At 50.9% G+C, this 26,358-nt stretch carries 25 protein-coding genes and 1 pseudogene; 5 read left to right on the top strand and 21 right to left on the bottom strand.

Going from position 1 to position 26,358, the window contains the following annotated elements:
• From L7E55_RS00385 to L7E55_RS00375, 3 genes are all read right to left on the bottom strand, one after another.
• Nucleotides 1-1,533, bottom strand: coding sequence for an acyl-CoA carboxylase subunit beta (locus L7E55_RS00385; RefSeq protein ID WP_277441971.1), 1,533 nt, complete (start codon nucleotides 1,531-1,533; stop codon nucleotides 1-3).
• A gap of 404 nt (nucleotides 1,534-1,937) precedes the next feature.
• Nucleotides 1,938-2,510, bottom strand: a complete 573-nt coding sequence (locus L7E55_RS00380) for a Fe-S-containing hydro-lyase (protein WP_277441970.1) — start codon at nucleotides 2,508-2,510, stop codon at nucleotides 1,938-1,940.
• A gap of 313 nt (nucleotides 2,511-2,823) precedes the next feature.
• Entirely contained in the window at nucleotides 2,824-3,666 is an 843-nt protein-coding gene (locus L7E55_RS00375) for a fumarate hydratase (RefSeq protein WP_277442151.1), read from the bottom strand.
• Between the two features lie 291 nt (nucleotides 3,667-3,957).
• Between L7E55_RS00375 and lexA the strand changes: the two genes are divergently transcribed.
• The gene (gene lexA, locus L7E55_RS00370; RefSeq protein WP_277441969.1) at nucleotides 3,958-4,569 is read left to right on the top strand and encodes a transcriptional repressor LexA; all 612 of its coding nucleotides are present in this window, start codon (nucleotides 3,958-3,960) and stop codon (nucleotides 4,567-4,569) included.
• Between the two features lie 51 nt (nucleotides 4,570-4,620).
• On the opposite strand, the gene L7E55_RS00365 is transcribed toward lexA, so the two are convergent.
• The 7 genes from L7E55_RS00365 to mutL all read right to left on the bottom strand — a co-directional run bounded on the left by L7E55_RS00365 (nucleotide 4,621) and on the right by mutL (nucleotide 11,862).
• On the bottom strand, nucleotides 4,621-5,544 hold the full coding sequence (locus L7E55_RS00365) for a selenium metabolism-associated LysR family transcriptional regulator (protein ID WP_277441968.1): 924 nt from the start codon (nucleotides 5,542-5,544) through the stop codon (nucleotides 4,621-4,623).
• 149 nt (nucleotides 5,545-5,693) lie between these two features.
• Nucleotides 5,694-6,941, bottom strand: coding sequence for a methionine gamma-lyase family protein (locus L7E55_RS00360; protein ID WP_277441967.1), 1,248 nt, complete (start codon nucleotides 6,939-6,941; stop codon nucleotides 5,694-5,696).
• Between the two features lies 1 nt (nucleotide 6,942).
• Complete coding sequence (locus tag L7E55_RS00355; RefSeq protein ID WP_420851983.1) at nucleotides 6,943-7,845, bottom strand: AAA family ATPase; 903 nt, start codon at nucleotides 7,843-7,845, stop codon at nucleotides 6,943-6,945.
• A gap of 158 nt (nucleotides 7,846-8,003) precedes the next feature.
• The gene (gene hfq, locus L7E55_RS00350) at nucleotides 8,004-8,249 is read right to left on the bottom strand and encodes an RNA chaperone Hfq (protein ID WP_277441965.1); all 246 of its coding nucleotides are present in this window, start codon (nucleotides 8,247-8,249) and stop codon (nucleotides 8,004-8,006) included.
• Nucleotides 8,250-8,302: 53 nt separating this feature from the next.
• Nucleotides 8,303-9,256 carry a tRNA (adenosine(37)-N6)-dimethylallyltransferase MiaA gene (miaA, locus tag L7E55_RS00345; protein ID WP_277441964.1) on the bottom strand — a complete coding sequence of 318 codons (954 nt, stop codon included), beginning with the start codon at nucleotides 9,254-9,256 and terminating at the stop codon, nucleotides 8,303-8,305.
• Between the two features lies 1 nt (nucleotide 9,257).
• Nucleotides 9,258-10,055: a class I SAM-dependent methyltransferase gene (locus L7E55_RS00340; RefSeq protein ID WP_277441963.1), complete on the bottom strand. Its 798-nt coding sequence runs from the start codon at nucleotides 10,053-10,055 to the stop codon at nucleotides 9,258-9,260.
• Between the two features lie 4 nt (nucleotides 10,056-10,059).
• Nucleotides 10,060-11,862, bottom strand: a complete 1,803-nt coding sequence (mutL, locus tag L7E55_RS00335; RefSeq protein WP_277441962.1) for a DNA mismatch repair endonuclease MutL — start codon at nucleotides 11,860-11,862, stop codon at nucleotides 10,060-10,062.
• Nucleotides 11,863-12,038: 176 nt separating this feature from the next.
• Here mutL and L7E55_RS00330 point away from each other — a divergent pair, with 176 nt between their 5' ends.
• Entirely contained in the window at nucleotides 12,039-12,311 is a 273-nt protein-coding gene (locus tag L7E55_RS00330; RefSeq protein ID WP_277441961.1) for an AbrB/MazE/SpoVT family DNA-binding domain-containing protein, read from the top strand.
• Entirely contained in the window at nucleotides 12,308-12,721 is a 414-nt protein-coding gene (locus tag L7E55_RS00325; protein ID WP_277441960.1) for a putative toxin-antitoxin system toxin component, PIN family, read from the top strand. The genes L7E55_RS00330 and L7E55_RS00325 overlap by 4 nt, the downstream gene beginning before the upstream one ends.
• A gap of 83 nt (nucleotides 12,722-12,804) precedes the next feature.
• Here L7E55_RS00325 and L7E55_RS00320 read toward each other — a convergent pair whose 3' ends face one another.
• The 7 genes from L7E55_RS00320 to miaB all read right to left on the bottom strand — a co-directional run bounded on the left by L7E55_RS00320 (nucleotide 12,805) and on the right by miaB (nucleotide 21,520).
• Entirely contained in the window at nucleotides 12,805-14,169 is a 1,365-nt protein-coding gene (locus tag L7E55_RS00320; RefSeq protein WP_277441959.1) for a histone deacetylase family protein, read from the bottom strand.
• A gap of 2 nt (nucleotides 14,170-14,171) precedes the next feature.
• Nucleotides 14,172-15,848: a hydantoinase/oxoprolinase family protein gene (locus L7E55_RS00315; protein ID WP_277442150.1), complete on the bottom strand. Its 1,677-nt coding sequence runs from the start codon at nucleotides 15,846-15,848 to the stop codon at nucleotides 14,172-14,174.
• Between the two features lie 25 nt (nucleotides 15,849-15,873).
• Complete coding sequence (gene mutS / locus L7E55_RS00310; RefSeq protein ID WP_277442149.1) at nucleotides 15,874-18,549, bottom strand: DNA mismatch repair protein MutS; 2,676 nt, start codon at nucleotides 18,547-18,549, stop codon at nucleotides 15,874-15,876.
• A gap of 106 nt (nucleotides 18,550-18,655) precedes the next feature.
• Nucleotides 18,656-19,093, bottom strand: coding sequence for a type VII toxin-antitoxin system HepT family RNase toxin (gene hepT, locus L7E55_RS00305; RefSeq protein WP_277441958.1), 438 nt, complete (start codon nucleotides 19,091-19,093; stop codon nucleotides 18,656-18,658).
• Entirely contained in the window at nucleotides 19,086-19,505 is a 420-nt protein-coding gene (gene mntA, locus L7E55_RS00300) for a type VII toxin-antitoxin system MntA family adenylyltransferase antitoxin (protein WP_277441957.1), read from the bottom strand. The genes hepT and mntA overlap by 8 nt, the downstream gene beginning before the upstream one ends.
• 121 nt (nucleotides 19,506-19,626) lie before the next feature.
• Nucleotides 19,627-20,136: a molybdopterin-guanine dinucleotide biosynthesis protein B gene (mobB, locus tag L7E55_RS00295; RefSeq protein ID WP_277441956.1), complete on the bottom strand. Its 510-nt coding sequence runs from the start codon at nucleotides 20,134-20,136 to the stop codon at nucleotides 19,627-19,629.
• A gap of 34 nt (nucleotides 20,137-20,170) precedes the next feature.
• The gene (gene miaB, locus L7E55_RS00290) at nucleotides 20,171-21,520 is read right to left on the bottom strand and encodes a tRNA (N6-isopentenyl adenosine(37)-C2)-methylthiotransferase MiaB (protein WP_277441955.1); all 1,350 of its coding nucleotides are present in this window, start codon (nucleotides 21,518-21,520) and stop codon (nucleotides 20,171-20,173) included.
• Between the two features lie 209 nt (nucleotides 21,521-21,729).
• Here miaB and L7E55_RS00285 point away from each other — a divergent pair, with 209 nt between their 5' ends.
• Both L7E55_RS00285 and L7E55_RS00280 read left to right on the top strand, forming a co-directional pair.
• Nucleotides 21,730-22,110, top strand: a complete 381-nt coding sequence (locus L7E55_RS00285) for an AbrB/MazE/SpoVT family DNA-binding domain-containing protein (protein ID WP_277441954.1) — start codon at nucleotides 21,730-21,732, stop codon at nucleotides 22,108-22,110.
• A gap of 1 nt (nucleotide 22,111) precedes the next feature.
• Nucleotides 22,112-22,405 carry a type II toxin-antitoxin system RelE/ParE family toxin gene (locus L7E55_RS00280; protein WP_277441953.1) on the top strand — a complete coding sequence of 98 codons (294 nt, stop codon included), beginning with the start codon at nucleotides 22,112-22,114 and terminating at the stop codon, nucleotides 22,403-22,405.
• A gap of 72 nt (nucleotides 22,406-22,477) precedes the next feature.
• Here the strand turns inward: L7E55_RS00280 and purD are convergent, their stop codons facing one another.
• The 4 genes and pseudogenes from purD to purM all read right to left on the bottom strand — a co-directional run bounded on the left by purD (nucleotide 22,478) and on the right by purM (nucleotide 26,316).
• The gene (purD, locus tag L7E55_RS00275) at nucleotides 22,478-23,749 is read right to left on the bottom strand and encodes a phosphoribosylamine--glycine ligase (protein ID WP_277441952.1); all 1,272 of its coding nucleotides are present in this window, start codon (nucleotides 23,747-23,749) and stop codon (nucleotides 22,478-22,480) included.
• A gap of 21 nt (nucleotides 23,750-23,770) precedes the next feature.
• Nucleotides 23,771-24,346 (bottom strand): annotated as a pseudogene (purH, locus tag L7E55_RS00270) (bifunctional phosphoribosylaminoimidazolecarboxamide formyltransferase/IMP cyclohydrolase); the annotation flags it as partial.
• Between the two features lie 105 nt (nucleotides 24,347-24,451).
• Nucleotides 24,452-25,075 (bottom strand): phosphoribosylglycinamide formyltransferase, encoded by a 624-nt coding sequence (gene purN / locus L7E55_RS00265; RefSeq protein ID WP_277441951.1) that lies wholly within the window; start codon nucleotides 25,073-25,075, stop codon nucleotides 24,452-24,454.
• Between the two features lie 197 nt (nucleotides 25,076-25,272).
• The gene (gene purM, locus L7E55_RS00260) at nucleotides 25,273-26,316 is read right to left on the bottom strand and encodes a phosphoribosylformylglycinamidine cyclo-ligase (protein WP_277441950.1); all 1,044 of its coding nucleotides are present in this window, start codon (nucleotides 26,314-26,316) and stop codon (nucleotides 25,273-25,275) included.
• Between the last annotated feature and the right edge of the window lie 42 nt (nucleotides 26,317-26,358).

The raw sequence follows: 26,358 nt of genomic DNA, 5'->3' as shown, positions 1-26,358 counted from the left end.
CTAACAAGGTATATTACCGTGCTTCTTTCTCGGCCTTGACTCCCGCTTGGTGGAAAAGTTATTCAATGCGTCAATTATAGTGGCACGTGTGTCACGCGGGTCGATGACATCCGTGACATAGCCCCTGGCGCAGGCGATATACGGGTTGGCAAACCGGGTCCGGTAATCGGCAACCAGCTTCCGCCGCGTTTCCACCGGGTTTTCCGCTTGTGCTATTTCTTTATTATTAATTATGTTAACAGCGCCTTCAGGACCCATAACCGCTATTTCAGCGCTCGGCCAGGCGTATACCGCGTCAGCGCGCAAAGCGCTGCAGCACATGGCTATATAAGCGCCGCCATAAGCTTTCCGGACAATAATGGTAATTTTAGGCACGGTAGCCTCGGCATACGCATAAATTATTTTCGCCCCGTGCCGGATTACCCCGCCGTACTCCTGATCGACCCCCGGTAAAAACCCGGGCACATCCATGAAGGTAACCACCGGCAAGTTAAAAGCGTCACAAAAACGGACAAAACGGGCAATCTTATCCGATACATTAATATCCAGGCTGCCGGCGAGCGCTGCGGGCTGGTTGGCCACCACGCCTACAGGACGGCCTTCAAGTCGGGCGAATCCGACGACGCCGTTTTGCGCGAAATACGGATGAACCTCCAAGAACTGGCTATTGTCCACTACTCCGCAGATAATATCGCGAATGTCGTAGCTCTTATTCGGGTCGTCCGGAATTATTTCCAGCATTGTCTCCTTATCCGTTACCGGTTCCACAGGAGCATACACTGGGGCTTCGTCCAGATTATTGGATGGTAGATAACTTAACAGCGCACGGATGGTCAGCATACAATCATCTTCACTGCTGTTGATAAAATGCGCCACACCGCTGACTTTACTGTGTGTTGCGGCGCCGCCCAGCGTTTCCATATCTACCTTTTCACCGGTCACCGCCTTGATGACCTGCGGGCCGGTGATAAACATCTGACTGACCCCGGAAACCATGAAGATAAAATCAGTTAAAGCGGGGGAATAAACCGCGCCTCCGGCGCAGGGGCCAAGTATTACCGATATTTGAGGAATGACACCGGACGCCATGGTGTTGCGAAAAAAAATCTCGCCGTAACCGTTTAAGGCGTCAACACCTTCCTGAATCCGGGCGCCACCCGAGTCGTTCAGCCCAATCACCGGGGCGCCGACCTTCATGGCCAGATCAAGGACCTTACATATCTTAGCCGCGTGCACCCGCCCAAGCGATCCCCCGGTGACGGTAAAATCCTGCGCATAGACGTAGACTTTCCGGCCGTCAATAATACCGTGACCGGCTACCACACCTTCCCCCGGGTTCTCCATATTGGTAAAATCATCGTCAGATGCCGCGAACACGTCAACTTCCTTGAAGCTACCAGGATCAAGCAAGGCCTCGATCCGTTCCCGCGCCGTCTTTTTTCCGGCTTCGTGCTGTTTATCAATACGTTTCCGGCCACCCCCGGCTTCTACCAACCGTCTAAGATTATTAAGATGCTCTAATTTATCATGCATATAACAAAATACCTCCACTTCATAGGCATACGCATTGTCCAAACCAATATTTTTATTCTATGTCAAGCAATTCGCTAAATAGTCTAACCCAAAATTGTTACTTTTTACACCTTCAGGATATCTGATCCGTTTACCGGAAAACATTATTAAACCTCGATAAATTTTATAAAAAATCATCCGCAATCTTTTATATAAAGTATCATATTAAGTACAGTTCTTCAATGGAAGTTTCATTTCCTTCAAGATTTGATATTATACTGTATACTTCCGAACCAACTATCTATCATGGTATTATCTTTTATAATAATCGTGTATACATATGTATAAATAATATGTTAGATGGTGTAGTTATTTCGTACTGAATATTATGAAAATACTAATTTATTTTCCAGTTTAATCATTGATTAAATGTGGTCATCCTCTTTAAAGTCTGAATAAAGCTTGATACTTTCATCGTACAGATCGCCACCTACTGTATCATTTACAACAATCGCCGGGAAATCTTCTACAAGCAACTTGTACACAGCTTCAGGCCCAAGCTCAGGGTAGGCGATCACCCTGGCCTCTTTGATTGATTTGGCTATCAGCGCTGCTGCTCCTCCCACCGCCGCCAGGTAGACGCCTTTGTACTGCCGCATCGCAGTTATCACCTCAGGCGATCTGCGGCCTTTGCCTATCGTTGCTTTAAGACCCAACGCGTATAATTTAGGAGCGTATAAATCCATTCGCCCGCTCGTGGTCGGCCCGGCCGACCCAATAACCATGCCCGGCCTGGCCGGTGACGGTCCCACATAATAGATAACCTGCCCTTTCAGATCAAAGGGCAACTCTTCTCCACGATCGATACATTCAATCAACCTTTTATGCGCTGCGTCACGGCCTGTATAAATAGTTCCACTCAACGAAACTCGCTGGCCGCTCCGGAGATTTTCCACCACCTCACCGGATAACGGAGTAGTGAGGCTGATCCGGTCCATTTAGATCACCACCTGTCGCATAACTCAAGTAGTCAGTAGTCAGTAGTCAGTATTCAAAATCTCTAAATAATAAACCATTCTCTTATTCTAACTCCCAACTTTTGGCTCCTGTAAAGATATTCCAGGCATTCAGAATTCAGTGGTCAGACACCCATGAAGCTTCGCTTCATCATTAGATGGGTGAAAATGGTTAGTTTTATTTTTGGGGAGAATTCAGAATTTCCTGAGACGATAAACTATTCCTTTATTCTGTTCCTGGTTCCTGGTTCCTGGTCCCTGGTTCCTGACTACTGACTACTGACTACTGATATTTTTACAATACCGCTTCCTTGTGCCGCGCCGCATGGCAGTTAATATTCACAGCCACCGGCAGGCTGGCGATATGGGTGGGGTAAATCTCGATATGGACTGCCAGGGCGGTTATTCTTCCGCCTAATCCTTGCGGCCCTATACCGAGGCGATTAATTTCATCCAATAACTCTTTTTCTAATTTCGCGATATCCGGATATTGACTTTCTTTCCCTAAATCTCTCAACAACGCCTCTTTTGACAATTGGGCGGCCTTTTCAAAGGTGCCGCCGGCGCCCACGCCAACAACCACCGGCGGACAGGGATTTGGACCGGCGGCCTTAACCACCTCTACAACAAACTTTTTTAAGCCTTGTACTCCTTCAGACGGTTTCAACATTTTAACAGCGCTCATATTTTCACTTCCTCCGCCTTTTGGAGCGACAATCAACCGAATGTTTTCACCGGGAACAATCTTGGTATGAATCACAGCCGGTGTGTTGTCGCCAGTATTCTCGCGCTCCAGCGGATGGCTTACAATAGATTTCCTTAAATAGCCTTCAGTATACCCTTTTCGCACACCTTCATTGATCGCGCCGTAAAAATCACCACCCACAACGCGCACATCCTGACCCAACTCAACAAAAACAACTGTAAAACCCGTATCCTGACATATCGGAATTTTCTCTTCGCGGGCAATTTCAGCATTTGCAAGCAATTGTTTTATAATCTCTTTTCCATTAATAGAGACTTCCTGTTCGTAAGCTCTTTGCAGTCCTTCCAGCATATCATGCCCCAGGTTAAAATTGGCTTCCTGGCACAGCCCGGCAACCGCCTCAACTATTTCAGCAGCATGAATAATTTTGATATTAAAACCTCCCAGAGCAGAGTATATTTTTCCCTCTAAAACAAAATTGCACCTGCATGACTATTAATCGTTAAGATTTTATCACAGGGCAAAAATGTTTACAAATCAAAAATAGAAAGGGTTTCAGAGAACGCGCAAGGTACACGTCACCTGAAACCCTCAAAAAAAATACCGCGTGTTGATTCAAATAAATTCCAACAGTTTCAACCAAACCAGTACCGAACTTATGTTTTTTATTTTCATTATTTATGGTATAATATTACTAGCATTATATTAAAGGCTGGTGAAAAAATGAGTGATCAACTCACCTCAAAAGAAGAACTTGTCCTGGCCGTCATTAAAAAAAATATCCGGGAGAAAGGATACCCGCCCTCGGTCAGGGAGATTGGACAGGCCGTAGGTTTAAGCTCAAGCTCTACAGTACACGGTTACTTAAAGAGATTGGAAGGAAAAGGTTACCTCAGGCGTGACGCGACCAAACCAAGGGCGATGGAAGTGCTAAGTGACAGCAAAGAAAACAACATAGAATTAATCAGCGTCCCTCTGCTGGGACGGGTGGCCGCCGGTGTGCCGCTGCTGGCCACAGAGAACAGGGAAGACACCTTTCCGCTCCCCTCCTTTTTTACTGGAACCGGCGAATTTTTTATGCTCACGGTAAAAGGTGACAGCATGGTCGAAGCAGGTATCCTGGATGGAGACATGGTTATAGTAAGACAGCAACATGTTGCCGACAACGGTGAAATAGTTGTCGCCCTATTGGAAGAAGAAGCGACTGTTAAACGTTTTTTTAAAGAGGATGACCGGATCAGACTCCAGCCTGAAAACAGATTGCTCGAACCCATATATGCGAGAAATGTTCAAGTACTCGGTAAAGTCGCAGGTTTGCTGCGAAAAATACATTGATATACAAGGAATAATACAAGGAATAAAAATCGGTAAAAAACACCGTGACAGTTACGGTGTTTTTTTAAAGTCAAAAACCTTATAAACCTCATCATTATTTATAAAATCGGTAAAAGCGTCAATAGCGAACCCGGCCATGCTTTGGCTGTGACGGACTTGATAGAGAGTACGGCTCAAGTCAAAGTCATCTATATGAACTTCCCTCACCCGCTCCAGTTCCAGCGATTCCCTGACAGCGTACTTTGATACGATACTCACTCCCAGACCGGCTTCGACTGCCGTTATTACGGCCCTTGAGCTGCCCAATTCAATCCCCTGGGGTATCTGATCCACGGTTATACCTTGCTCAGCCAGCTTTTGTTCAATAGTCCGGCGGGTTCCCGACCCTTGTTCACGGAAAATCATCGTTTCGCTCTTCAAATCTGAAACTTTTACAGTACCGGAGTTAACCCACGGGTGTAACGGAGGGACAATTAACAATAGCTCGTCCTGCAACCATGGGCTGCATTCAATTTCTTGACCTTCCATCAGCGCGCCGGTAATGCCGAGATCTATTTCCCGCTCCCGGACCCAACGTTCAACCTGCCCGCTTCCCGATACTTTGAGAGTAATTTGAATGCCGGGGTACTTTTTTTTAAACTCCCCAATAAGCAGCGGCAGCAAGTATTCTCCCGGTATGGTACCGGCGCCTACAATCAGGTGCCCGGTTTTCAGCCCTTTCAAATCGTCCAATCCAGCCTTGATCTTTTGGTAATGCCGGAACATTTGCTTCGCTTCCCGGTACAAAAGTTGCCCCGCGTCTGTTAAAACCATCTTCTTGTCACCGCGCTTGAACAGCATTACCTCAAGGTCCTCTTCAAGCGCTTTGATCTGAAAGCTGACAGCCGGCTGACTCATATACAGCTGGCGGGCCGCTTTAGTGAAGCTCTGCAGTTCGGCCACCCACAAAAATGACTCCAATTGCTTAAAATTCACCAATACACCACCGCCAATTGACAACGTAAACGAAAATAATGCTCTTTTCCTTATAAAGTTTCGCTAGTAATTAAAAAAAACCTTCTTATTATTTAAACTTTCTTAAAATTCTAAAATAAAAATTTCCTTAAATTTATATCTGGCAGACCTCAACCCAACTTCAGCACTTCCCTGGCGGCGCTAAGCACGGCCAATTTGACGTATTCTTTGGAAAGCCCTCCCTGTAGGTAAACAGCATAAGGCGGGCGGATCGGGCCATCCGCGCTCAATTCCAGCGAAGCGCCCTGGATAAATGTTCCCGCGGCCATAATCACCGGGTCCCCGTAACCAGGCATTGCGTTCGGTTCCGGACGGACATGGGAATCTACCGGAGAAGCCCCCTGGAGACCCCGGCAAAAAGCCACCATCCGCTCCGGCGCTCCAAGGCCGATAGCCTGTACAATATCATTGCGCTCCTCGTGGTATTCCGGCATGACCGCGAATCCCAGTTTTTCAAAAAATCTTGCGGCAAATACCATGCCCTTAAGCGCTTCCGCGACAATATGCGGCGCAAGAAACAAACCCTGAAAAAGCAAGCGCTGGCAGTCCTGAGAAGGCCCGACTTCCGCTCCGATGCCCGGAGCGCTCCAACGGTTGGCAGCCGCATCAACATACTTTTTCCTTCCCACTATATACCCTCCGGTAGGTGCAACACCACCTCCGGGATTTTTAATCAACGATCCGGCCGCCAGATCGGCGCCTGCTTCCACCGGTTCTTCATTTTCAACAAATTCACCATAGCAGTTGTCGACAAAAACGACCACGTCCGGTTTTTTCTGCTTGATGAAACTAATTAACTTTTTCATTTCATTGATTCCCAAAGAAGGTCCCCAGTGGTAGCCTCTGGAACGCTGGAGCATAACCATTTTTGTCTTGTCTCCCAACGCCTCTTCGACTGCCGGGTAATCTATCCCGCCGCCCGGCGACGGGTCAACCTGTTTATAGATCACTCCAAACTCCCGCAACGAACCGTTTGACTCGCCCCTGACGCCGATCATTTCACCAAGTGTGTCATACGGTTCGCCCTGCACTGCAAGAAGTTCATCTCCCGGCCGCAAAACGCCGTAAAGACACGCGGCAATAGCATGAGTGCCTGAAACAAACTGGCTCCTGACCAATGCCGCCTCCGCCCGGAAAACGGCCGCGTAAACTTCTTCAAGCGCGGCCCTCCCCTGATCCCCATAGCCGTAGCCGGTTGATCCTTTCAAATGAAATTCGCTGACTCTCACCCGCCGGAATGACTCCAGCACCTTGGCATGGTTTTTCAAGGCCATGTCTTCAATCAAGCGGTAAACCGGTTGAACTTCGTTATCCACCTCGGCAGACAAACTTACTAGATCTTGGTTGTAATAAGCCATTTTAACTCCCTCCCAGGTCCTCTCTGACAATCGACATCAAATCCACGCGGCTCAATTCGCAGTTTTTTTTCATCAGGCGAACGGCCTGGCGGCGGATCGCCTTTTCGACAAGGTTTCTTACCATGCGGGCGTTGCCGCTGTGCTCGTGCAGCTTATGCTCCTTTTCAATAAAAAAACGCAACTCATCCCTGGCGCCGCTGGACAGAACATACTGCCTTCGCTGCAGCATCAAATCGGCGATGGCGAGCAGTTCCCTGTTGCTGTAGTCGGGAAAAGATATATTAATAGGAAAGCGCGAACGCAAACCGGGGTTAGTTTCCACAAACCAGTCCATTTCATCGTGATAGCCCGCCAGGATAAGAATCAGGCTGTCACGGTAGTCCTCCATGCTCTTAACCATGGTATCTATGGCCTCTTTGCCGAAGTCCTTTTCCCCGCCCCTGGCCAACGCGTATGCCTCGTCAACAAACAAGATGCCTCCCAGCGCCTTTTTGATCTGCTCTCTCGTTTTCTGAGCGGTATGACCAATGAACTCACCTACCAGATCAGCCCTTTCGACTTCAACAAGATGACCTTTCGGCAACACGCCAACCTCTCTGAACAGCTTGCCCAGTATCCTGGCCACAGTAGTTTTGCCGGTGCCGGGGTTGCCCTTGAAAATCATGTGCAACACAAGCGGCTCGGCAGCCAGCTTTTCTTTCTGTCTCCGCCTCTGGATCTCCACAAACGCGTAAATTTCTTCTATTAATTTTTTCACTTCATGCAGACCAACCAGATTATACAGTTCCCGCATAATATCGCCGGCGTTCTGTTGAAGACACTGTTCCTCTCCGGTATGTGCGGCCTTGACGGCAGCCTGCAGACTCAGGACGTTTTTTTTCCTGTTCCGGCTGCCGTTACCCATGCCCCCTCCAAGCTCCCGGATGTCCCATTTTTTTACCTTCACCGTAATTCAGCCACCTCTCGGGCTTTATCATTAACATTATACGCCCGAACCGGACTATTACGACCAAAAAAACAGGCCCCTCTTAAGAGGAGCCGTTTTGTTTACCCAACGTGATTTTAATAAGCGCTCTTTGTATCTGTAAAAGTGGTATTTACAGGTTTAAGGGGTTCAACCGTAGAGATGGCGTGTTTATAAACCATTTTCTGTTTTCCGTCACTTTCCAGGATTACTGTAAAGTTATCAAAGCCCCTTACCATGCCTTTCAGCTGAAAACCATTGACGAGGAAAATGGTAACGGGGATATTCTCCTTCCTACATTGGTTTAAAAAAGCGTCTTGTAGGTTAATTTGTGGTTTAGTCATAGGAGATCCCTCCGTTGGAATATTTTTCTTATATGTTTCTATTTCTATAAATCTTAAAATACTCCTTCAATATTTCTGATAATTTCTTGAACAGCCGACTGCAGTCCCATGGGAGGATCCACTGCCAGCCACTTGATCCGCCCGTCGCGGCGGAACCAGGTCAGTTGTCTTTTGGCGAAACGCCTGGTATTCCTTTTCAACAATTCAACAGCTTCCGGTAAAGACAATTCCCCTGCCAGATGAGCAACTATCTCTTTATATCCTAATCCCTGCATTGAAGTAAGCCCGGGGCTGTATCCCGCGTTAAGAAGTCCGCGCACTTCATCCACCAGTCCCGCTCCAATCATTGCTTCCACTCTTTGCTCAATCCGCCGGTAAAGTTCCCCCCTGGCCATTGTTAAACCAATAAAAACTAAATTATATAACGGCTCAGCACATTTTTCCATTTTCCAGTAGCTGGAAAGGGGCTTTCCTGTGAGATAATATACTTCCAACGCGCGGATTACCCGCCTCACATCCCTGGGATGCAGTTTAGCCGCGGATTGCCTGTCGACTTCGGCCAGGCGAAGGTGAAGCGATTCGCAACCATTGTTTTGGGCTTCGCTTAACAGCTTTGCCCGCAATGATTCATCGCGGCATGCTCCGGTAAAGTCGTAATGATCGATGACAGATCTGATATAAAGCCCGGTGCCGCCGGTGAGAACAGGTAACCTGCCCCTGGCCTGGATATCCGCAATTACCTCCCTGGCTCGTTCTTGATATATCGCCACACTATAATCCTGATCGGGATCTACGATATTAATCAGGTGATGTGGTACACCGCGCATTACTTCTTTCGTTGGTTTCGCGGTACCGATATCCATCTGCCGGTAAACCAGCATTGAGTCCGCTGAAACAATTTCTCCGCCGATTGCCCCGGCCACATGTACCGCCACTTCGCTCTTTCCGGTCGCCGTCGGCCCGGCAATGACCAACAGGGGCGGCAGATAATTTTTATTCTCACACATATTATAGACCCTGACAGTTTATTACCCCGTATACTACTGGGGCATACCTCCCCCCCTGTATTTTTTCAAAACCCAAGCGCCCGAATTCCGCGCTGCCCCGCCTTTCTTTGACCACCACCCGTTTGTTCGCTATTTTTACGGCGAGGTTGATTGTTTCCCGGTCAAGCGGTTCGGGATCAGCCAGGGCGCGTAAGTTGTTTATGGCCGGTGACCGCCGTCCGGGCAGGCGGAACATAGGGTCGAAATATATAACGTCGAAACTGCCTGCCGGCAGCGTCCGCAGGTAATCACGGTGATCCGCCTGAACAACCTCCACTCTTCGCATGGCGGTGAAAGTGTCCCCGTCAGCTACCGGGTAAGATGCAAGACCGGATTTAACAAGATAAGCTATGACCGGTGAATTCTCCAACCCGACAACCCGGCCGCTATTGCCGACAGTATAGCTCGCTACAATGGCGTCTGTCCCCAGACCCAATGTACAATCCAAAACACTGTTACCCGGCTTGATGGACATGGCGTCAATCATCTGGTCAGTTTTCCCATTTTTTAGTTCGTTTATACGCGGCCCGGCGATACCCGGGTGGAAAAAAAATTCCCCTGCGCGGGACACAAATGATACTTTCTTCGATTTAACAACCACCATCCCTTCCACACCGAGCTCCGCTGACAAAGCCTCTATCGACCGGTCGTTCCTTTCCACATAACGGGTTTCCAGTTCCCCGGCTATCTGTTTGGCGTATTCCACCAAAACCGGTTTCACTCTATGAGACGTCGTGACAGCAAATCCGAGTGATTTCATTATACTACCTCTTAAAGCGTGTTTCCAGATCACGGTTGGAGAGGTGAATAATAGTAGGCCTGCCGTGGGGACAGGTAAATGGATTTTCCGCGCGGGCCAACCTTTTCAGCAACGCTTCCATTGCGCCAAACGGCATTTTTTCCCCGGCTTTGATCGCTCCCTTGCAAGCAATCGAGGAAGCAAGCCGTTTAAAAAAATCAGCCTGGTCAGGAACAGAACCTTTTCCATTGAAGAAATCAACCATGTCCAGGAATAGCTCTTTCTCCCGGCCTGCCGGCAAATAGGACGGCGCTCCCCTGAGCAAGAACGTGTCGCCGCCGAAATGTTCAATTACAAAACCCGTTTCGGCAAACCGGGGCAGCAGATCGATGACGATCGAAGCCTCGCTGTGTTCAAGCTCCAGCGTTTCCGGGACAAGAAGACATTGACTGGGATAATTGCCCTGACCGGCCAGGCATTCCTCATATAGAACCCTCTCATGGGCGGCATGCTGGTCAATGATATAAAGACCATCTTCTCCCCCTGCCAGAATATACGTCGGAAGCAACTGGGCAAGCGGGTGAAGAATGGGAAATTTTTTATCTTCAACAGTATCTTCGAGAAACTTATATCTTTCCGCTGGAATAACGGTTTTATCAGGCAAAATGCTTGCAACCGGACTTCCGGTCGCAACTGTATCAACCGGTTCCGGATTGACGGCTGATTGATCTTGCTCCGGCTCCGGTGAAAATATCGCCGGAACCTGCATGAAAATACTTTTGCCCGGTTCCTTATAATGATACCGGTTACCTCGTTCAGCAATCGCGGCAGGTATAACCGGATCCCCGCGCAACACATTCCTGAGCGCGCCGGCAACCATGGAGGCGACTCTTTTTTCTTCCAGCAGGCGCACTTCCAGCTTTGCCGGGTGCACATTGACATCCAACTGCTCCGGCGCCACGGTTAAAGATAAAACAGCTACAGGCCTGCGCCCTTGAGGCAGCAAGCCACGGTAAGCATCTTCAATTGCCGTGACAACAGCCGGACAGCGCACATAACGGCCGTTGACAATGATAGTCAGGTGGCTGCGGTTACTACGGCTCAGTGAAGGCTTTCCGGCATAAGCGTCAAGGCTAAGCTCCCCATCCGCGGCACTCACCGCAATCATTTCCTTGCCTTGCCCCGGGCCATAAACAGCTGTCACAGCATCAATCAGTCTGCCGGTGCCTGGTGTATAAAAAACACGCTTGCCATGGGTCAACAATTCGAAACGGACACCAGGCCTGGCCAGAGCCATTTTCGACACCAGTTCCCCACACAACGCGCCTTCAGCGGAAGGGTTTTTCATCGTTTTGCGTCTGGCCGGCGTGTTATAAAACAAATCATTTACTTCAACAGTAGTACCCGGCGCACACCCGGCCGGACTTACAGCGGCAAGTGAACCTGCCTGCAATTCAGCGCGCGTCCCTGTTATTGAGCCGGGTACGCGGGTAGTCATGGCCACCTTGGCTACCGCAGCTATGCTGGGCAGCGCCTCCCCCCGGAAACCAAGCGTGTTCACCCGGCGCAAGTCAGCAGCGCTTTTGATCTTGCTGGTGGCATGACGCAGGAAAGCCAGCTGAACGTCTTCCGCCGTCATTCCGCAGCCGTTGTCGGAAACAGTGATTCTGCCCAGGCCGCCCTCCGCCAGGTCTATGGTAATCCTGGAGGCGCCCGCGTCCAGGGCGTTTTCCACCAGCTCTTTTACTGCCGAAACCGGCCTTTCAACCACTTCACCGGCAGCAATCTGGCCGGCTGTAAATTCATCCAGGATAATTATGGCTGCCAATACCGCACCCCGCCAACTCTAAAAACATAGCAAAAACAGGCAGTTTTATGAACCTGCTGTCATTATAACACGAGCTGAAGCGATTCAAAAGAAAAACCCTGGAAAGGAAGATTGATTGTTAGTAATAACGCTGATAAAATAATAAAGTAAGAAATTATTACTGAGGACGTGTCAATATGGATGAATTTTTCATTGCCAGAATAACCACGAAGGGACAGGTTACTGTCCCCATCGAATTGAGAAAAGTGCTAAACGTTAAGGAAGGTGATTACATCCTTTTCGAAAAAAAAGGCCCCCGCGTGGAAATAAAGAAAGTGCTGCCACCGAATGATTTTGAAGATTTTGCAAAACCTATCAGGGAAAGATTTCAGAGGGAAGGGATAACTCCCGATGATATCGAAGCAGCCATTAAATGGGCTCGGAGTGCTCAGGGAGAAAGCAAGAAATGAGAATTACCGTTGATACGAATGTTCTCGTTTCCGCGCTGGGATGGAACGGTACGGAAGCGGCTATTATTGAAATGGTTTTGGATTCTGAACTTGAGCTTTGCCTTTCGGCACAAATTTTAAGTGAATTTTATAGGGTTGTTAAATACCCCAAGTTTGGCTTTACGGACAAAGAAATTGATGGTTTTATCGCTAAACTGCTACCCAATATGGTTTTGATTAGACCTTCGCAAAATTTTGAGGTAATTTCAGCCGACCCGGACGATAACAAGATTATTGAATGTGCTGTTGCGGGAGAGTCCAGCTATATTATTTCTGGTGATAAGCATCTTTTGAATTTGCGTGAATATATGGGTATAAAAATACTTAAGGCATCTGAATTTATCCAACTAAATTTCAAAAACACTTATTAAGTTAACTAATTTATTGAAGTGAGATGATAAATAAGGCAAGCAAGAATCACTCCCACTTGCCTTTCCACAATACAAACCTATTATTATCCTTCCGAACGCCACTCTTCGCCTTTGGCGGTATTGTAACCCAGGAAGACATCGGCTGACTTGTCTTGCAAATATACGTACGGGTATTGCCTTGCTTTTTTTGCCTTTTCATATAAATCCGCGGCCTCGGTCCGGCACGAAGGACATGCGTCAATGGGAACCGACAGACACAGGGCCTTTCCTCCGGTATGCCCATAGCCGTGGGTCGCTTTAGTTTCTATTGACAGATAGCCGGGGCAGTTGTCGCAAAGCCTTAGTTTTTCGAGCTGGTTTTCCTGAATATTGTCAGTGTCGTAATATATTCTTTTCATATGCTGAAAATAATTGCCGGAAATATCACTCTGACTTATTGACACCTGGTCTCTCTTTGCCCAGCGCTGCAACAGCTTTTCAACTATTCGCCGGACTTCTCCGGTCAAATCAGAGCTTTCCTTAAATCTCTGGTAGTCGGGCTCAAGCACGGCGGAGTAGTCAAGCCCCGCCAGCGCCAGAATGATTCCCATATTCACGTAGGGCAGGGCAGTTTCAATAGCATAGCCGCCTTCCAGCACGGCCAGGTCCGGCCGCAGTTTCTCGGTCAGCCTGGCGTATCCCTGAGCGGTGATGCGCATGCTGCCGAGCGGGTCGGTGTAATGGTTGTCCTGGCCGGCTGAGTTTACAATGAAATCCGGCTTAAAGTCGTTGAGAACCGGCAGGATCAGATTGTCGACGACATACAACAGGCTTTCGTCCGTCGTTCCGGGCGGCAGCGGGATATTGATGGTGCGGGCATAGGCTCTGGGGCCGCCCAGTTCGTCGGTAAACCCCGTGCCCGGATAAAGGGTGCGCCCGTCCTGGTGGAAGGAGATAAACAGGACGTCCGGATCGTGCCAGAAGATGTCCTGGGTGCCGTCGCCATGGTGGACATCGGTGTCGACAATAGCCACACGCTTAATCCCCTTGCGGCGCCGCAGATAATTTATCATAATCGCTTCATTGTTGATGTTGCAAAAACCGCGGTTGCCGTGCACCACCCGCATGGAGTGGTGGCCGGGCGGCCTGACCAGGGCAAAGCCGTTTTTAATCTGACCGGACACAATCTCGTCAGCCAGCAATATGGCCGCGCCGGCCGCGATTAGGTGCGCCTCGGTGGTCTGGTCCTCCACGCGCGGCACACAGAAATGCGTCATGGCAATATCGTGAGTCGTCGCCAGGACGGGAGCATATTCCGATACCTGCGGGAGGTCCATAATCCCTTCTTCAAAAATTTGGTCGCGGGTGTAAAGCAGGCGTTCCTCCCTTTCCGGGTGAGTGGGAGAAATAGCCCAGTCAAAAGCCGGGAAAAAGATTAAACCGGTTGGTTTCTCACTGGCATTAGACATACTCATTTACCCCCTTTCTCAATCCGGCAGGTTATACCCCTGGGAGTCTGGACAGTAAAATCGTACAAACGGCCGGAGGTATCCCAACCTCTGACCATATTAAACACTTCCTGGTAAGTTACTTCGATCTCGTCCGGCGTTACTGCCAGGCCGTAACCGGCGGCTTTTTCGAGCAGTTTTTCCCTGGCCAGCCCCAGCGCCTTTTGCTCGTTAAATGACCGCCTGTCGATCTTCCCCTGATAACCTTCTTCCCTGATATGATAATACCCTTGCTCGGTGTCGGCGCGCAGACTCACCTGCAGGGTGGGCTTGGCCACCGCCGCCCCCACGGCGTTCGCGACCGGGGCGTAAGGGGGTATGACCGGATCGCATCCCAGTTTGGCGGCGATTTGGGGAATTAAACCGTCCGCTCCGCCGCCCACGCCGACCACAACAGAAGGGCGAACCTTTCTTTTTTGCAGCAGTTCCCAAATACGGTAAGCAGGCTCCCGCTCCCATTCCAGGAACATTTTTTCCACTTCCGCCGTAATGCTGTCCACAATAATATTGACCACCTGCCCGGCAGTCTCGGTGGCGGACATGCCAAGAGCCGCTCCAAGCTTCCCCATGGCCTCCTCAGCCTTGGTCTGATCACCCAGCGTGGTCAGACCTAGCACCCTGAGAGCGTCGGTCGGAGTCGGCGCCGGCCCGTCCATACAGTAAGCCGGCCCAAGTCTTTCCGGGCGAAAAACAATCTTGTCACCGGCCAACTCCAGCAGACTGTCACCGCCGACCGGCACCGATTTAACGGCGAGAGTATGCACCTGGGTCAGTTGTTCGTTTACCCGGGCGCCTTTCGCCGACAGCAACGGCTGTCCGTTCAAAATTAAAGCGATATCCGTAGTGGTGCCGCCGATATCGACGACCACTTCAGTTTGATCCGGGGGAGTCAGCGCCTGCACTCCCAGGGTGCTTGCCGCAGGCCCCGAAAAGATGGTTTCCACCGGCTGTTCCACGGACTTATCCAGCGGCATCGTCCCGCCGTCCGCTTTCAATATAAACACCTCGGCGGTTATCTGCCTCTTTTCCAGCGCCTGGCGAACCGAGTTGGCGAAATTACGGTACGGCTCCCTGGTGGCGCAGGTCAGGTAAGTTGTTACCACGCGCCTGGGGAAGTTTAGCTGGGGGCCGGCGTGGAATCCCATTTCCACCTGCCAGTCCGGATGTTTTTCTTGTATAATCGCCGCCACCCGCTTCTCGTGGGAACTGTTCCGGGGTGAAAATTTTCCGACCACACCCACCTTTTTATAGCCCTCCGCGGCCAGTTCCGCCAGCGCCGCCACAATTTCCTTTTCGTTCAAAGGCACGATTTCCCGGCCGCGGTAATCAATTGCGCCGGACAGGATGATTGTCTTTGTCTTAAAATCATAATACTTGCGGCTCATGCCAGGACCGGGGATTAATAACAGGGCAACTTTGTCATACTTGCGCCCGGCGATGAGGTTAGTGATTACTGTCGTGCTGATGACAATTCTTTTCAGGTCCTTGTTGTCCACATCTTTCAGCACAATATCTAGCGCTTCCAGGATGGACTCTAGCAAATCCGCTCTGGTCGGTATTTTGGCGGTGGCGCGAACAGCTTCACGATCAAGGAGCACCGCGTCGGTATAAGTTCCCCCCACATCAACACCAACAAACATCATTCTCCCTCCTTGCAAGCTTTAGTTATTCCGGATAAACCATTCTCTCATTTTTACTCCTGTTCCTGATTCCTGAATCCTTGATTCTGATTCCTGATTCTGACTCCTGACTCCTGACTACTGACTCCTGACTACTGACTCCTGATTTAAGGATGCTCTGCAATTGATAAAGTTTATTAATGGCTTCAAGCGGGGTCATCCGCAATGCGTCCAGACTCCGCAATTCCTGTATAACAGGATGTTCCGCCGGCACAACACTTTCCGCGGGCTCCACGGCGGCAGCCACCTGCCGGGCCGACTCTTTTACCGACTCCAAACCTGCCAGTATTTCAGCCGCGCGGCGGATAATCTCACCGGGCAAACCGGCCAGCCTGGCCACGTGAATCCCGTAACTGCGGTCGGCTTTTCCCGGCACGACCTTGCGCAAGAAAACGACATCTTCCCCTCTTTCATCCACAGCCACGTTATAATTGACAACGCCCGGCAAATTATCAAGATCGGTAAGCTCGTGGTAGTGCGTTGAAAACAAAGTTTTCGCCCCCACCCGCCGGTGAATAAATTCGACCAGCGCCCGGGCGATGCTGATGCCGTCGTAAGTGCTGGTGCCGCGCCCCACCTCGTCCATTATGATCAGGCTTCTGTCTGTCGCGCTCGTCACAATGGCGCGGCACTCGTTCATTTCCACCATAAAAGTGCTCTGCCCGCCGGAAAGGTCGTCCGCGGCCCCCACCCTGGTAAAAATCCGGTCAACCAGGCAAGTTCCGGCAAATGAAGCCGGGACAAAACTGCCCATCTGGGCCATCAATACAATTAAGGCCACCTGACGCATATAAGTGCTTTTCCCGGCCATGTTCGGGCCGGTAATGAGATACAGGCGGCTGTCATGGTTGTCCATTACAGTGTCGTTCGGGACAAACTGGCCGGGACCCAGAATGTTCTCCAGTACGGGATGACGCCCGTCCCTGATCGTAATTTTACCCTCACTGTTGAGCACCGGCCGGGTATAGTTTCCCCTGACCGCGGCCTCACCCAGCGACAGCAGGGCGTCAGCCCGGGCGACCGCCCCGGCGGTAGTCTGGACGCGGCCGCTCATGCCGGATATTTTTTCCCGTATCTCGTTGAAAAGATGGTATTCCAGATGCACCAGCCGCTCCTCGGCGCCCAGGATCATATCTTCGTATTCTTTCAATTCCGGGGTGATGAACCTTTCGGCGTTGGCCAGCGTCTGCTTGCGCTGGTAATCATCCGGAACCAGCGGCAGGTTTGATTTGGTGACCTCGAGGTAATAGCCGAATACCCTGTTATATCCTACTTTCAGCGACTTTATGCCGGTGCGCGCCCGCTCCCGCTCTTCCAAACCGGCCATCATCAACTTGCCGTCCCGGCCGGCAAAACGCAGCCGGTCCACCTCCGGGTCAAAGCCGGTTTTGATAAGCCCGCCGTCCCGCAGCGACAGTGGCGGGTCGTCTTCGATAGCCGATTCCAGAAGCTCCCTGACGTCGTCCAGCAAGTCGACGGCGCCCCCGGTTGCCCGCAGCAGCGAAGCATCCGCCTGTTCCAACAGGGACTTTATCTCCGGCAGTTGCGCCAGTGATTTTTTCAAGGCCACCAGATCCCTGGCGTTCGCCGTGCCGAATGATATCCGGGCGGACAGTCTTTCCAGGTCGTAAATATTTTTTAATCCCTCCCGCAAGTCATGGCGCAGAAAAACTTCTCCGGCCAGTTCCGCGACGGCCTCCAGCCGCGCCTCTATTTCATCCCGGTCCAAAAGAGGCCGCTCGATCCAGTTTTTTATCAACCGGCCGCCCATGGCGGTGACAGTATGGTCCAGAACGTGCAGCAGGGTGTTTCGCCGGGCCCCGTCCGCAATTGCCCTGGTCAGCTCCAGATTGCGCCTGGTGGCCGCGTCCAGAACCATGAACCGGCCCGGCTGGTAAAATTGGAATTTGTTCAGGTGGGATAGTTCCCTTTTTTGCGTTTCTCTCAAGTAAATCAGCAGGGCGCCGGCCGCCGGCGCCAGATAATCCAGGTCGGATGGCCGGCATTCATCGCGAAAAGACGGGCCAAATTGCGTTTCCAGCGCTTGTCCGGCCTGCTCCGGGGAAAAGGCGTCTTCCCGGAAGCCGCTCACTACAGGCATACCGATCAAACGCATGTCTTCCGTAAAAAAATCTTTTGAGGAGCGGGGGATAATCACTTCCGCCGGCCTGAGCCGGGCGAGTTCTTCGGTTAACGCCAGCCGGGCCTTTACGCCGGAAAATGAAGTAATCATAAAAGTGCCCGTGGTAATGTCCGCAACAGCGAGGCCGAACCCTTCCGGCACCGGAGCCACGCTAACCAGGTAGTTATTATTTTTATCCTCCAGGAGTTGGCTCTCCATAACCGTGCCGGGCGTAATCACCCGGATGACCTCCCGCCGCACGATGCCCTTGGCGGCAGACGGGTCTTCAACCTGCTCGCAGACGGCCACCCGGTGTCCTTTATCGATCAGCCTGGCGATATAACCTTCCGCGGCATGATACGGCACGCCACACATGGGAACGCGCTCGCCGGCGCCCCCGTCCCGGCCGGTCAGGGTTATCTCCAACTCGCGTGAAGCAAGGTGCGCATCCTCAAAAAACATCTCATAAAAATCACCCAGACGAAAAAAAAGAACAGCATCGGGGTATTGTTCCTTGATCTCAAGATATTGCTTGATCATCGGCGTAAAACTCACCGTAATCCCCCCCCGCCGTTAATTATAACATATACATGCCGGCATACTCTTTTTTTTAAATTAATCAATGACTCCGGGTGGAACACCACTGTTATCGCTTCGGTTTGTTTGTGTCAGGCAAATAATCGACAACATATTTACAGAACAAAGTAAGATCAACCAGACGCTCTCGCAATATTTGATGCAATTCGTCCGGCGTTACTTTATTATAATCATGAATCAAGCGATTCCGGTAACCAGCCATACCTGAAATTTGCCGGGCAAATTCTTCCGGCAAGATATGTTCTTCTTTCATTATATCAATTACCGAACGGTAGTCGGATGGCATACCGGCACCCGATTTCACCACTAGATGCCGGCCTAAATCAAATAAAGCTTCCAGTGCCCGGCGCAACCTGTTTTCAGCAATATCCACGGCATCCTCATTCTGTTTGAATTGCTCCGGCGGCATCTGAGCAAGCAATTTTAACCTTTTCACAGCCTTACTGATAATTGCCAACCTTTCGGTTATTATTGACTGATTAAACAAGAAACGCACCTTCTTTTATACTCTCGAACAACTCCCGGCGGGCGGCTTCCAAGTGGTATTTGAAGTCCATATACTCTCCAGAAACGATATATTCGAAGTCGGTGCGCAGATCGTCGTTTATGCAGTAAATAACCCTACCGGTGGATATAACTTCAAAACGTAAGGGCAGGGAAGCGGAATTTAAAAATAACAGATCCACGTCCAGCGGAGCAAATACCTCTGCCAGACGAGGGTATAGTTCAAGATACAAATTAACCTGACTAATTTTTGAATGAGCTAATAGAATTGCCAAATCAACATCCCGGGCTTGTTCTCTTCTCTCAATATAAGAACCGAACAAATAGACAGCTATAACATCCGGATATTTATTTAATATTTTTTGCAGGACAGATATTGTTTTTACGTCTAGCATATAAGACACCACCATTTTATTCTACCTATACCATTAATTATAACATTAAGATTTACAACATCTCCATCTCCACATTAATACTAACAAACATACTCATTACGAATAACTTTATCCGATCGTCTCAGACCTGACTTGAATTCTTCAAAAAATCCCGTTCAATCAAATCAGCTATTCCCACCACGTCATTTAATCCAAAATACGGGACTCCGGCATTTTGGGGCACGTCGCTTACCACGGCGATAAATTCCTCCGCGGAGATTGCCGGCCGCTCGTCCACTCCCTGCCGAATAACTGCTATCTTGGGCCATTTGCCATTCTTGTACCCCTCGATTATGATCACATCTACCCCGCCGATCATGGCAATTATTGTTTCCGGCCCGGCTTCACCCTCAAATTTTCTAACCAGTGACATACCGCCCGGCGCGGCCAGGGCTACCACGTCCGCGCCCGCCCGGGAGTGCCGCCAGGTATCCTTTCCCGGTTGATCAAATTCCACCGGGTGATGTGTGTGTTTAATGACTCCTACCCGGTAGCCGCGACGTTTCAATTCAGCAATCAGCTTTTCCAGCAAGGTTGTCTTGCCGGAGCCGGAGTAGCCGGCCAAGCCGATTACCGGAACAGACATTTCCATGACATGAACCTCCTGATTTTAAGGCAGTGTATGTCTAATGAGGTAATTGCCGGCCGGCCAGGTGGGCTAGATGCGACTCGGTAATTAACACCCGGACGGTGCGACCGATGAGTTCCTTGCCACCCGGGAAAATGACCGTTTTATTGCCCCTGTTCTTCCCGGCCAGCATGCCCGGCCTGGTTTTGCTTTCTCCCTCAACCAGCACTTCCTGTTCCCGCCCCTCTTCTTCCCGGTTTCTTTCCAGGCTGATCTTGTTTTGCAGTTTGATCAACTCCTGGATGCGCGCCTTTTTAACCTCTTCCGGCACCTGCCCCTCCAGGGATGCCGCCGGTGTCCCCGGCCGGGTGTTGTAGATAAAAGTATACGCGCTGTCAAATCTGGCCTGCCGCGCTAAGTCAAGAGTATCCTCGAAATCTTTTTCATCTTCTCCTGGGAACCCGACCATGATATCGGTGGTTATTGAGGCAGTAGGTATACTCGACTTTATTTTTCCCACAAGCTCCAGGTAATGTTCCCGGCTATAACCCCGGTTCATCTTTTTCAATACGCGGTTGCTTCCCGCTTGCACCGGCAGGTGAAAATGCTCGCACACCTTATCCGAAGCGACAATTGTCTCAATCAACCGGTCGGAAAAGTCGCGGGGGTGGGAGGTCATATAACGTATCCGGCTAACGCCGTTATTCCCTTCATATTTATCTAATTTTTTCAGCAAACCGGCAAAGTCTATGGTATCATCCAGGTCTTTGCCGTAGGAATTAACATTCTGACCGAGTAAAACCACTTCTTTGAAACCTTCCCGCCCCAGTCTATCAATTTCTTCCAGTATATCCCCCGGACGGCGGCTTCGCTCCCTCCCACGAACATAAGGAACGATACAATACGTGCAAAAATTATTACACCCGTACATTATCGCGACCCAGGCGCGAATGCCTTCTTTTCTTCTCACCGGGAGGTTTTCCACAATTCCGTCAATGCCTGGCCGGACTGCCAGAACAGGGCTCCTGCGCTCAATCACCCTCCCGATCAGATCCGGGAGTTGGCAGGCGCCGCCCGTTCCAAGAATCAGGTCGACATGCGGAAACCCCTGCCTGATTCTCGCAGCCATGCCTTCCTGCTGGGACATGCAGCCGCTCACGCCGATAATCATGCCGGGCTTTTCTTTTTTCAGGCGCCGCAGGCGACCCAGCAACGAAAAAACTTTATTTTCGGCGGTTTCACGGACACAGCAAGTATTTAAAAGCACGATGTCGGCGCAGTCAACCCCGTTTGCCTGGGTGAAACCCATGCCGTCCAGCACACCTGCCAGCACCTCCGAGTCGTACTCATTCATCTGACAGCCGAAAGTGATTATTTGATATGTCTGAGGTTGATAGTACTTGGTCATCGCTTATCTCCCATCGTATGATTCCAATAAATTATAACTCACTCCGTGGCAAATCCACAAAATGTTTTTGCTATTACTCCGATTCTACCCGATTACCAAAGAGGATTGCAAATTTGACATGCGATTTTATCGTATCCATGATATACTATTAACAAGGAAACCAAGAAACAAGGATACAAAGTATATTTGCTGAGAGGAGATCATATAATATGTCAGTAGACGCTTTATATACGGGGTATGCTCCTATGGAAATTAAAAGAATTAGTGTTTCTAAAAAAAGACAGATTACTATACCACAAAAATTTTTTGAAAAGCTTAATATTCGCGAAGAAGTTGAATGCATCATGACTAATTCAGCAATCATCATTCGTCCAGTTCGTAGAGAAACAGAATTTGCTGAGGAAATTTTAGAGGAACTTATTAACAAAGGCTACGAAGGACCTCAACTGCTTGAACAATTTAAAATAATTCGTACACAAGTAAGACCTGCCATTGAGAAAATGATAGAAGAAGCGCAATCCGCAGCTAACAATCTTAAAGGTTCTGGGGATGTAAAAATGAAAGAGATCTTCGCTGACTTGGAGGACTAGTATGCTTCCAATTGTATTCTTGAATCCGGCTGAAAGATACCTTAAGAAACTTAAGGACAAATATTTAAAAAGAAAGTATCGTGATGCAATAATAAAGATTCGGCTGGATCCTTATGTTGGAGACAGAAAATCCGGAGATTTAGCTGGTATCTGGGGCTATGATATTTTTCACAACGGAGTAAATTACGAACTTGCATACTATCTTGCGGAAAACGGGAAGGGTGAAGTCCTAGTAGTTATAATGGCAGGAACTAGAGAAAACTTTTGGGATGCTGTAAAAAAGTATATAAAATAGCTACGGGCAAGGGCCCACTTTATTAAAAAGTTGGCCCTTGTATAATTTATATCTGCTGTAAGTTTTTACAACTCACCGTACCCGGTCCAGCGCTTTTCGCCCTATGTCACGCCTGTAGTGGATTCCGTCAAACCAGATCTTCCCCACGGCCTCATAAGCTTTGTTTATCGCCGCGGGAATATCCGGACCTGTGGCGGTCACGCCCAGCACCCTGCCCCCGGAGGTGACGATTTTCCCGTCTTTTTCCGCCGTCCCGGCGTGAAACACCATAATGTCACCGGGGACTTCATCCAAACCGTGAATAACGTTCCCTTTTCCGTAGGAACCGGGATAGCCGCCCGAGGCCAGCACCACGCAGATTGAGGCCTGGGGTTTCCACTTGATCTCGATCTGATCCAGGCGGTTTTCCAGCACGGCTTCCATGATCTCCACCAGGTCGGTTTCCAGCAGGCTAAGCACCGGCTGCGCCTCCGGGTCGCCGAAGCGGACGTTGAATTCAAGCACTTTCGGCTCCCCGCCGCTAACCATCAATCCGGCGTAGATAACCCCCCGGTAGGTCCGTCCCTCAGCTTTAAGAGCGCGGATCATCGGAACAAGAATCTCTTCCATGGCCCGCCGGGCCACTTCCGGCGTATAGACCGGCGCCGGGGCGTAGGCTCCCATGCCGCCGGTGTTCGGCCCTTCGTCATTGTCAAAGGCCCGCTTGTGATCCTGCGACGATACCATCGGAACAACCGTGTCGCCGTCCGTAAAAGCAAGAATGCTGACCTCCTCGCCGGTCAGGCACTCTTCCACCACCAGCCGCGCGCCCGCCTCTCCGAAATCCCGTTCCACCATGATTGAGCGCACCGCGGCTAAAGCCGTTTGCATGTCATTCGCGATAATAACACCCTTGCCGGCAGCCAGCCCGTCCGCTTTGAGCACGCACGGCACACCGGTTTTTTGGATATAAGCGGAGGCTTCAGCGGGGTCGGTAAAAACAGCGTAGCGGGCGGTCGGTATGTTGTATTTTGCCATAATGTCCTTGGCGAAAACCTTGCTTCCCTCAATTTCCGCCGCGGCCTGGGACGGTCCGAATACTTTCAAGCCGGCATTCTGGAACTCGTCCACGATCCCGGCGGTCAGGGGCGCCTCAGGGCCTACCAGAGTCAGGTCGACGGCCTTTTCCCGGGCGAAAGCCAGCAGGGATGGAATATCCTCGGCGCTAATATTCACGCAAGCGGCCAGGCGGGCAATGCCGGCATTGCCCGGAGCACAGTATATTTCCGCGACGCGGGGGCTTTGGCTGAGCTTCCAGACCAGGGCGTGCTCGCGCCCGCCGCCGCCGACTACCAGCACTTTCATATCATTTCACTCCTTTGCCCTCAGCCCTTCCAGGTAGGCGGTAATAGCGGCGTCATAGGCAGCCGTGTGGGAAAACGCCTCCAGGGCCAGAGCCATTCTCAACCCGGCGTCCGGCTCGCCCTGGCGCAAGGCGCCGAGGACTTCATCATAACGTTCCGGGTTGACCACGATCAGCACATGTTGGTAGTTTTTAGCCGCCGAGCGGACCATGGTCGGACCGCCGATATCTATGTTTTCAATCGCTTCTTCCAGGGTTACACCGGGCTTGGCGACAGTTTCGCGGAAAGGGTAAAGATTCACCGCCACCAGATCGATTGGTGTAATATCGTGCTTTTTCAGCTGGCCGAGGTGATCCTCGTTACGCAAGGCCAGGATGCCGCCATGCACGTTAGGGTGCAGTGTCTTCACCCGCCCGTCTAAAATTTCCGGAAAACCAGTAACATCTGAAATATATGTAACCGGGACGCCCGCCTCCCGGAGTGTTTTCAACGTGCCCCCGGTCGACACGATTTCTATCCCCAGGCCGGCCAGCCCCCGGGCGAACTCAACCACTCCGGCTTTATTTGAAACGCTAACCAATGCTCGTTTAACAGGCATATTAGCTCCTCCTGTGATTAATTAATTTAGGTACTCAGAATTCAGGAGTCAGAATTCAGAATATTTTTAAGACAAAAGAATGTTTTTTATTCTGACTACTGACTCCTAAGTACTACTTAATTTCTTTGTAAATACTTTTCTGCCCACAATCTTCAGCCGGCCTTCGGCAAACCGTTTAATAGCCTCCGGGTATATTAAATGTTCCTGCTCAAGGATGCGGGCGGCCAGCGTGTCAGCCGTGTCGTCATCCAGCACCGGCACAACCGCCTGAATGATAATCGGGCCGGTATCGACCCCCTCGTCTACAAAATGAACAGTGCAGCCGCTGAATTTCACCCCGTACCGCCATGCTTGTTCCTGCCCGTGCAATCCCTGGAAAGCAGGCAACAAAGCCGGATGAATGTTCAGGATTTTATCCGGAAAAGCGTTCAGCATGACAGCGCCGACCACCAGCATGTAGCCGGCCAGACATACCAATTCTACCCCGTGCCGCTTCAGTAGTTCAACGATTACTTCTTCGTACTTTTCCTTTGAGCCGAAACTTTTCGGATTGACGAACTCGGCCGGAATGCCGCGTTGCCGCGCCCGCTCCAGAGCGTATGCGTCGCTGTGATCACTTATTACGACCGCCACCTCCGCGCCTATTTTACCGGCGGCGGCAGCATCCATGATAGCCTGAAGATTGGACCCCCGCCCGGAGGCCAGCACACCCAGGCGCAACTTGCCCAAATCTCGCACCCCTTTCTTCAGGAGTCAGGAGTCAGAAGTCAGGAGTCAGAATAAAACCGCAAGCACGAACAAATGCGCCTTTTGCCACACCAGTAAGTCTTCAAATGTTTTCGCCGCTTCTCTCATTCCAGCCCCTGACTCCTGTCTTCTATCTTCTGTTCCCTACCTTCTGACTCCTGACTACTGACTACTGACTCCTACCCAATATACCTAACCCCTTGCCCCTCTACTACTTCGCCAATCAAATAACTTTGCTCGCCCCGGGCCGCCAGGTCGTCCATCACTGCACCGGCATCTCCTTCGGAAACTACAGCCACCATACCGATGCCCATATTGAAGGTGCGCAGCATTTCAGCCTGCTCCACCCTGCCAGTTGTCTCAATCAGCTCAAACACCGGAGGCACCGGCCAAGTACCCATCCTAATCCGCACCGCCGTGCCGTCCGGCAAAATCCGGGGGGTATTCTCAGTAAGCCCGCCCCCGGTGATATGCGCCAGCCCCTTGATCCCGAAACGTTCCAGCAATGGCAATACCGCGCGCACATAAATCCTGGTGGGCTCCAGCATTTCTTCACCGACAGTGCGGCCCAGCGATTCCAGCCGGGTATCCGCGCCGTAACCGGCAATGTCGAGCAGCACTTTCCGCGCCAGCGAGTACCCGTTGCTGTGCAGACCCGACGAAGGGATGCCGATTAGTTTGTCGCCGGGAACGATGCCGCGGCCGTCAATAATCTTGCCGCGTTCAACCACGCCTACCGCGAACCCCGCTACGTCATATTCTTCCGGGCCGTAAAAACCGGGCATTTCCGCCGTCTCGCCGCCAATCAGGGAGCAGCCGGCCTGGCGACAGCCCTCCGCCACCCCGGCCACGATATCCGCCACCTTCTCCGGCACCAGCCGGCCGACAGCCAGGTAGTCCAGAAAGAAAAGCGGCTCGGCGCCCTGGGCCAAAATGTCGTTTACACACATGGCCACCGCGTCGACGCCGATGGTATTGTGCCGGCCGGTCAGCATGGCCACCCTGAGCTTCGTGCCGACTCCGTCCGTCCCGGAGACAAGCACCGGCTCGCGGTACTTGGCGGTATTCAAGGCAAACAGGCCGCCGAAGCTGCCGATGTCCGCCAGCACCTCCGGCCGGAAAGTGCTTCGCACGGCGCCGCGCATCAGGCGCACCGCCTCGTCGCCAGCTTTGATATCCACCCCCGCGTCCGCGTAGGTCAGGCCTGTCTTCTGCTCAGCCATTAAAAAACCCCCTAATTTAAGTCCAGAAATTTATTGAGATGA

The organism is Pelotomaculum isophthalicicum JI, from assembly GCF_029478095.1.
Taxonomy (GTDB): Bacteria; Bacillota; Desulfotomaculia; order Desulfotomaculales; family Pelotomaculaceae; genus Pelotomaculum_D; species Pelotomaculum_D isophthalicicum.
This window is presented reverse-complemented; position numbering and strand designations above follow the sequence as displayed.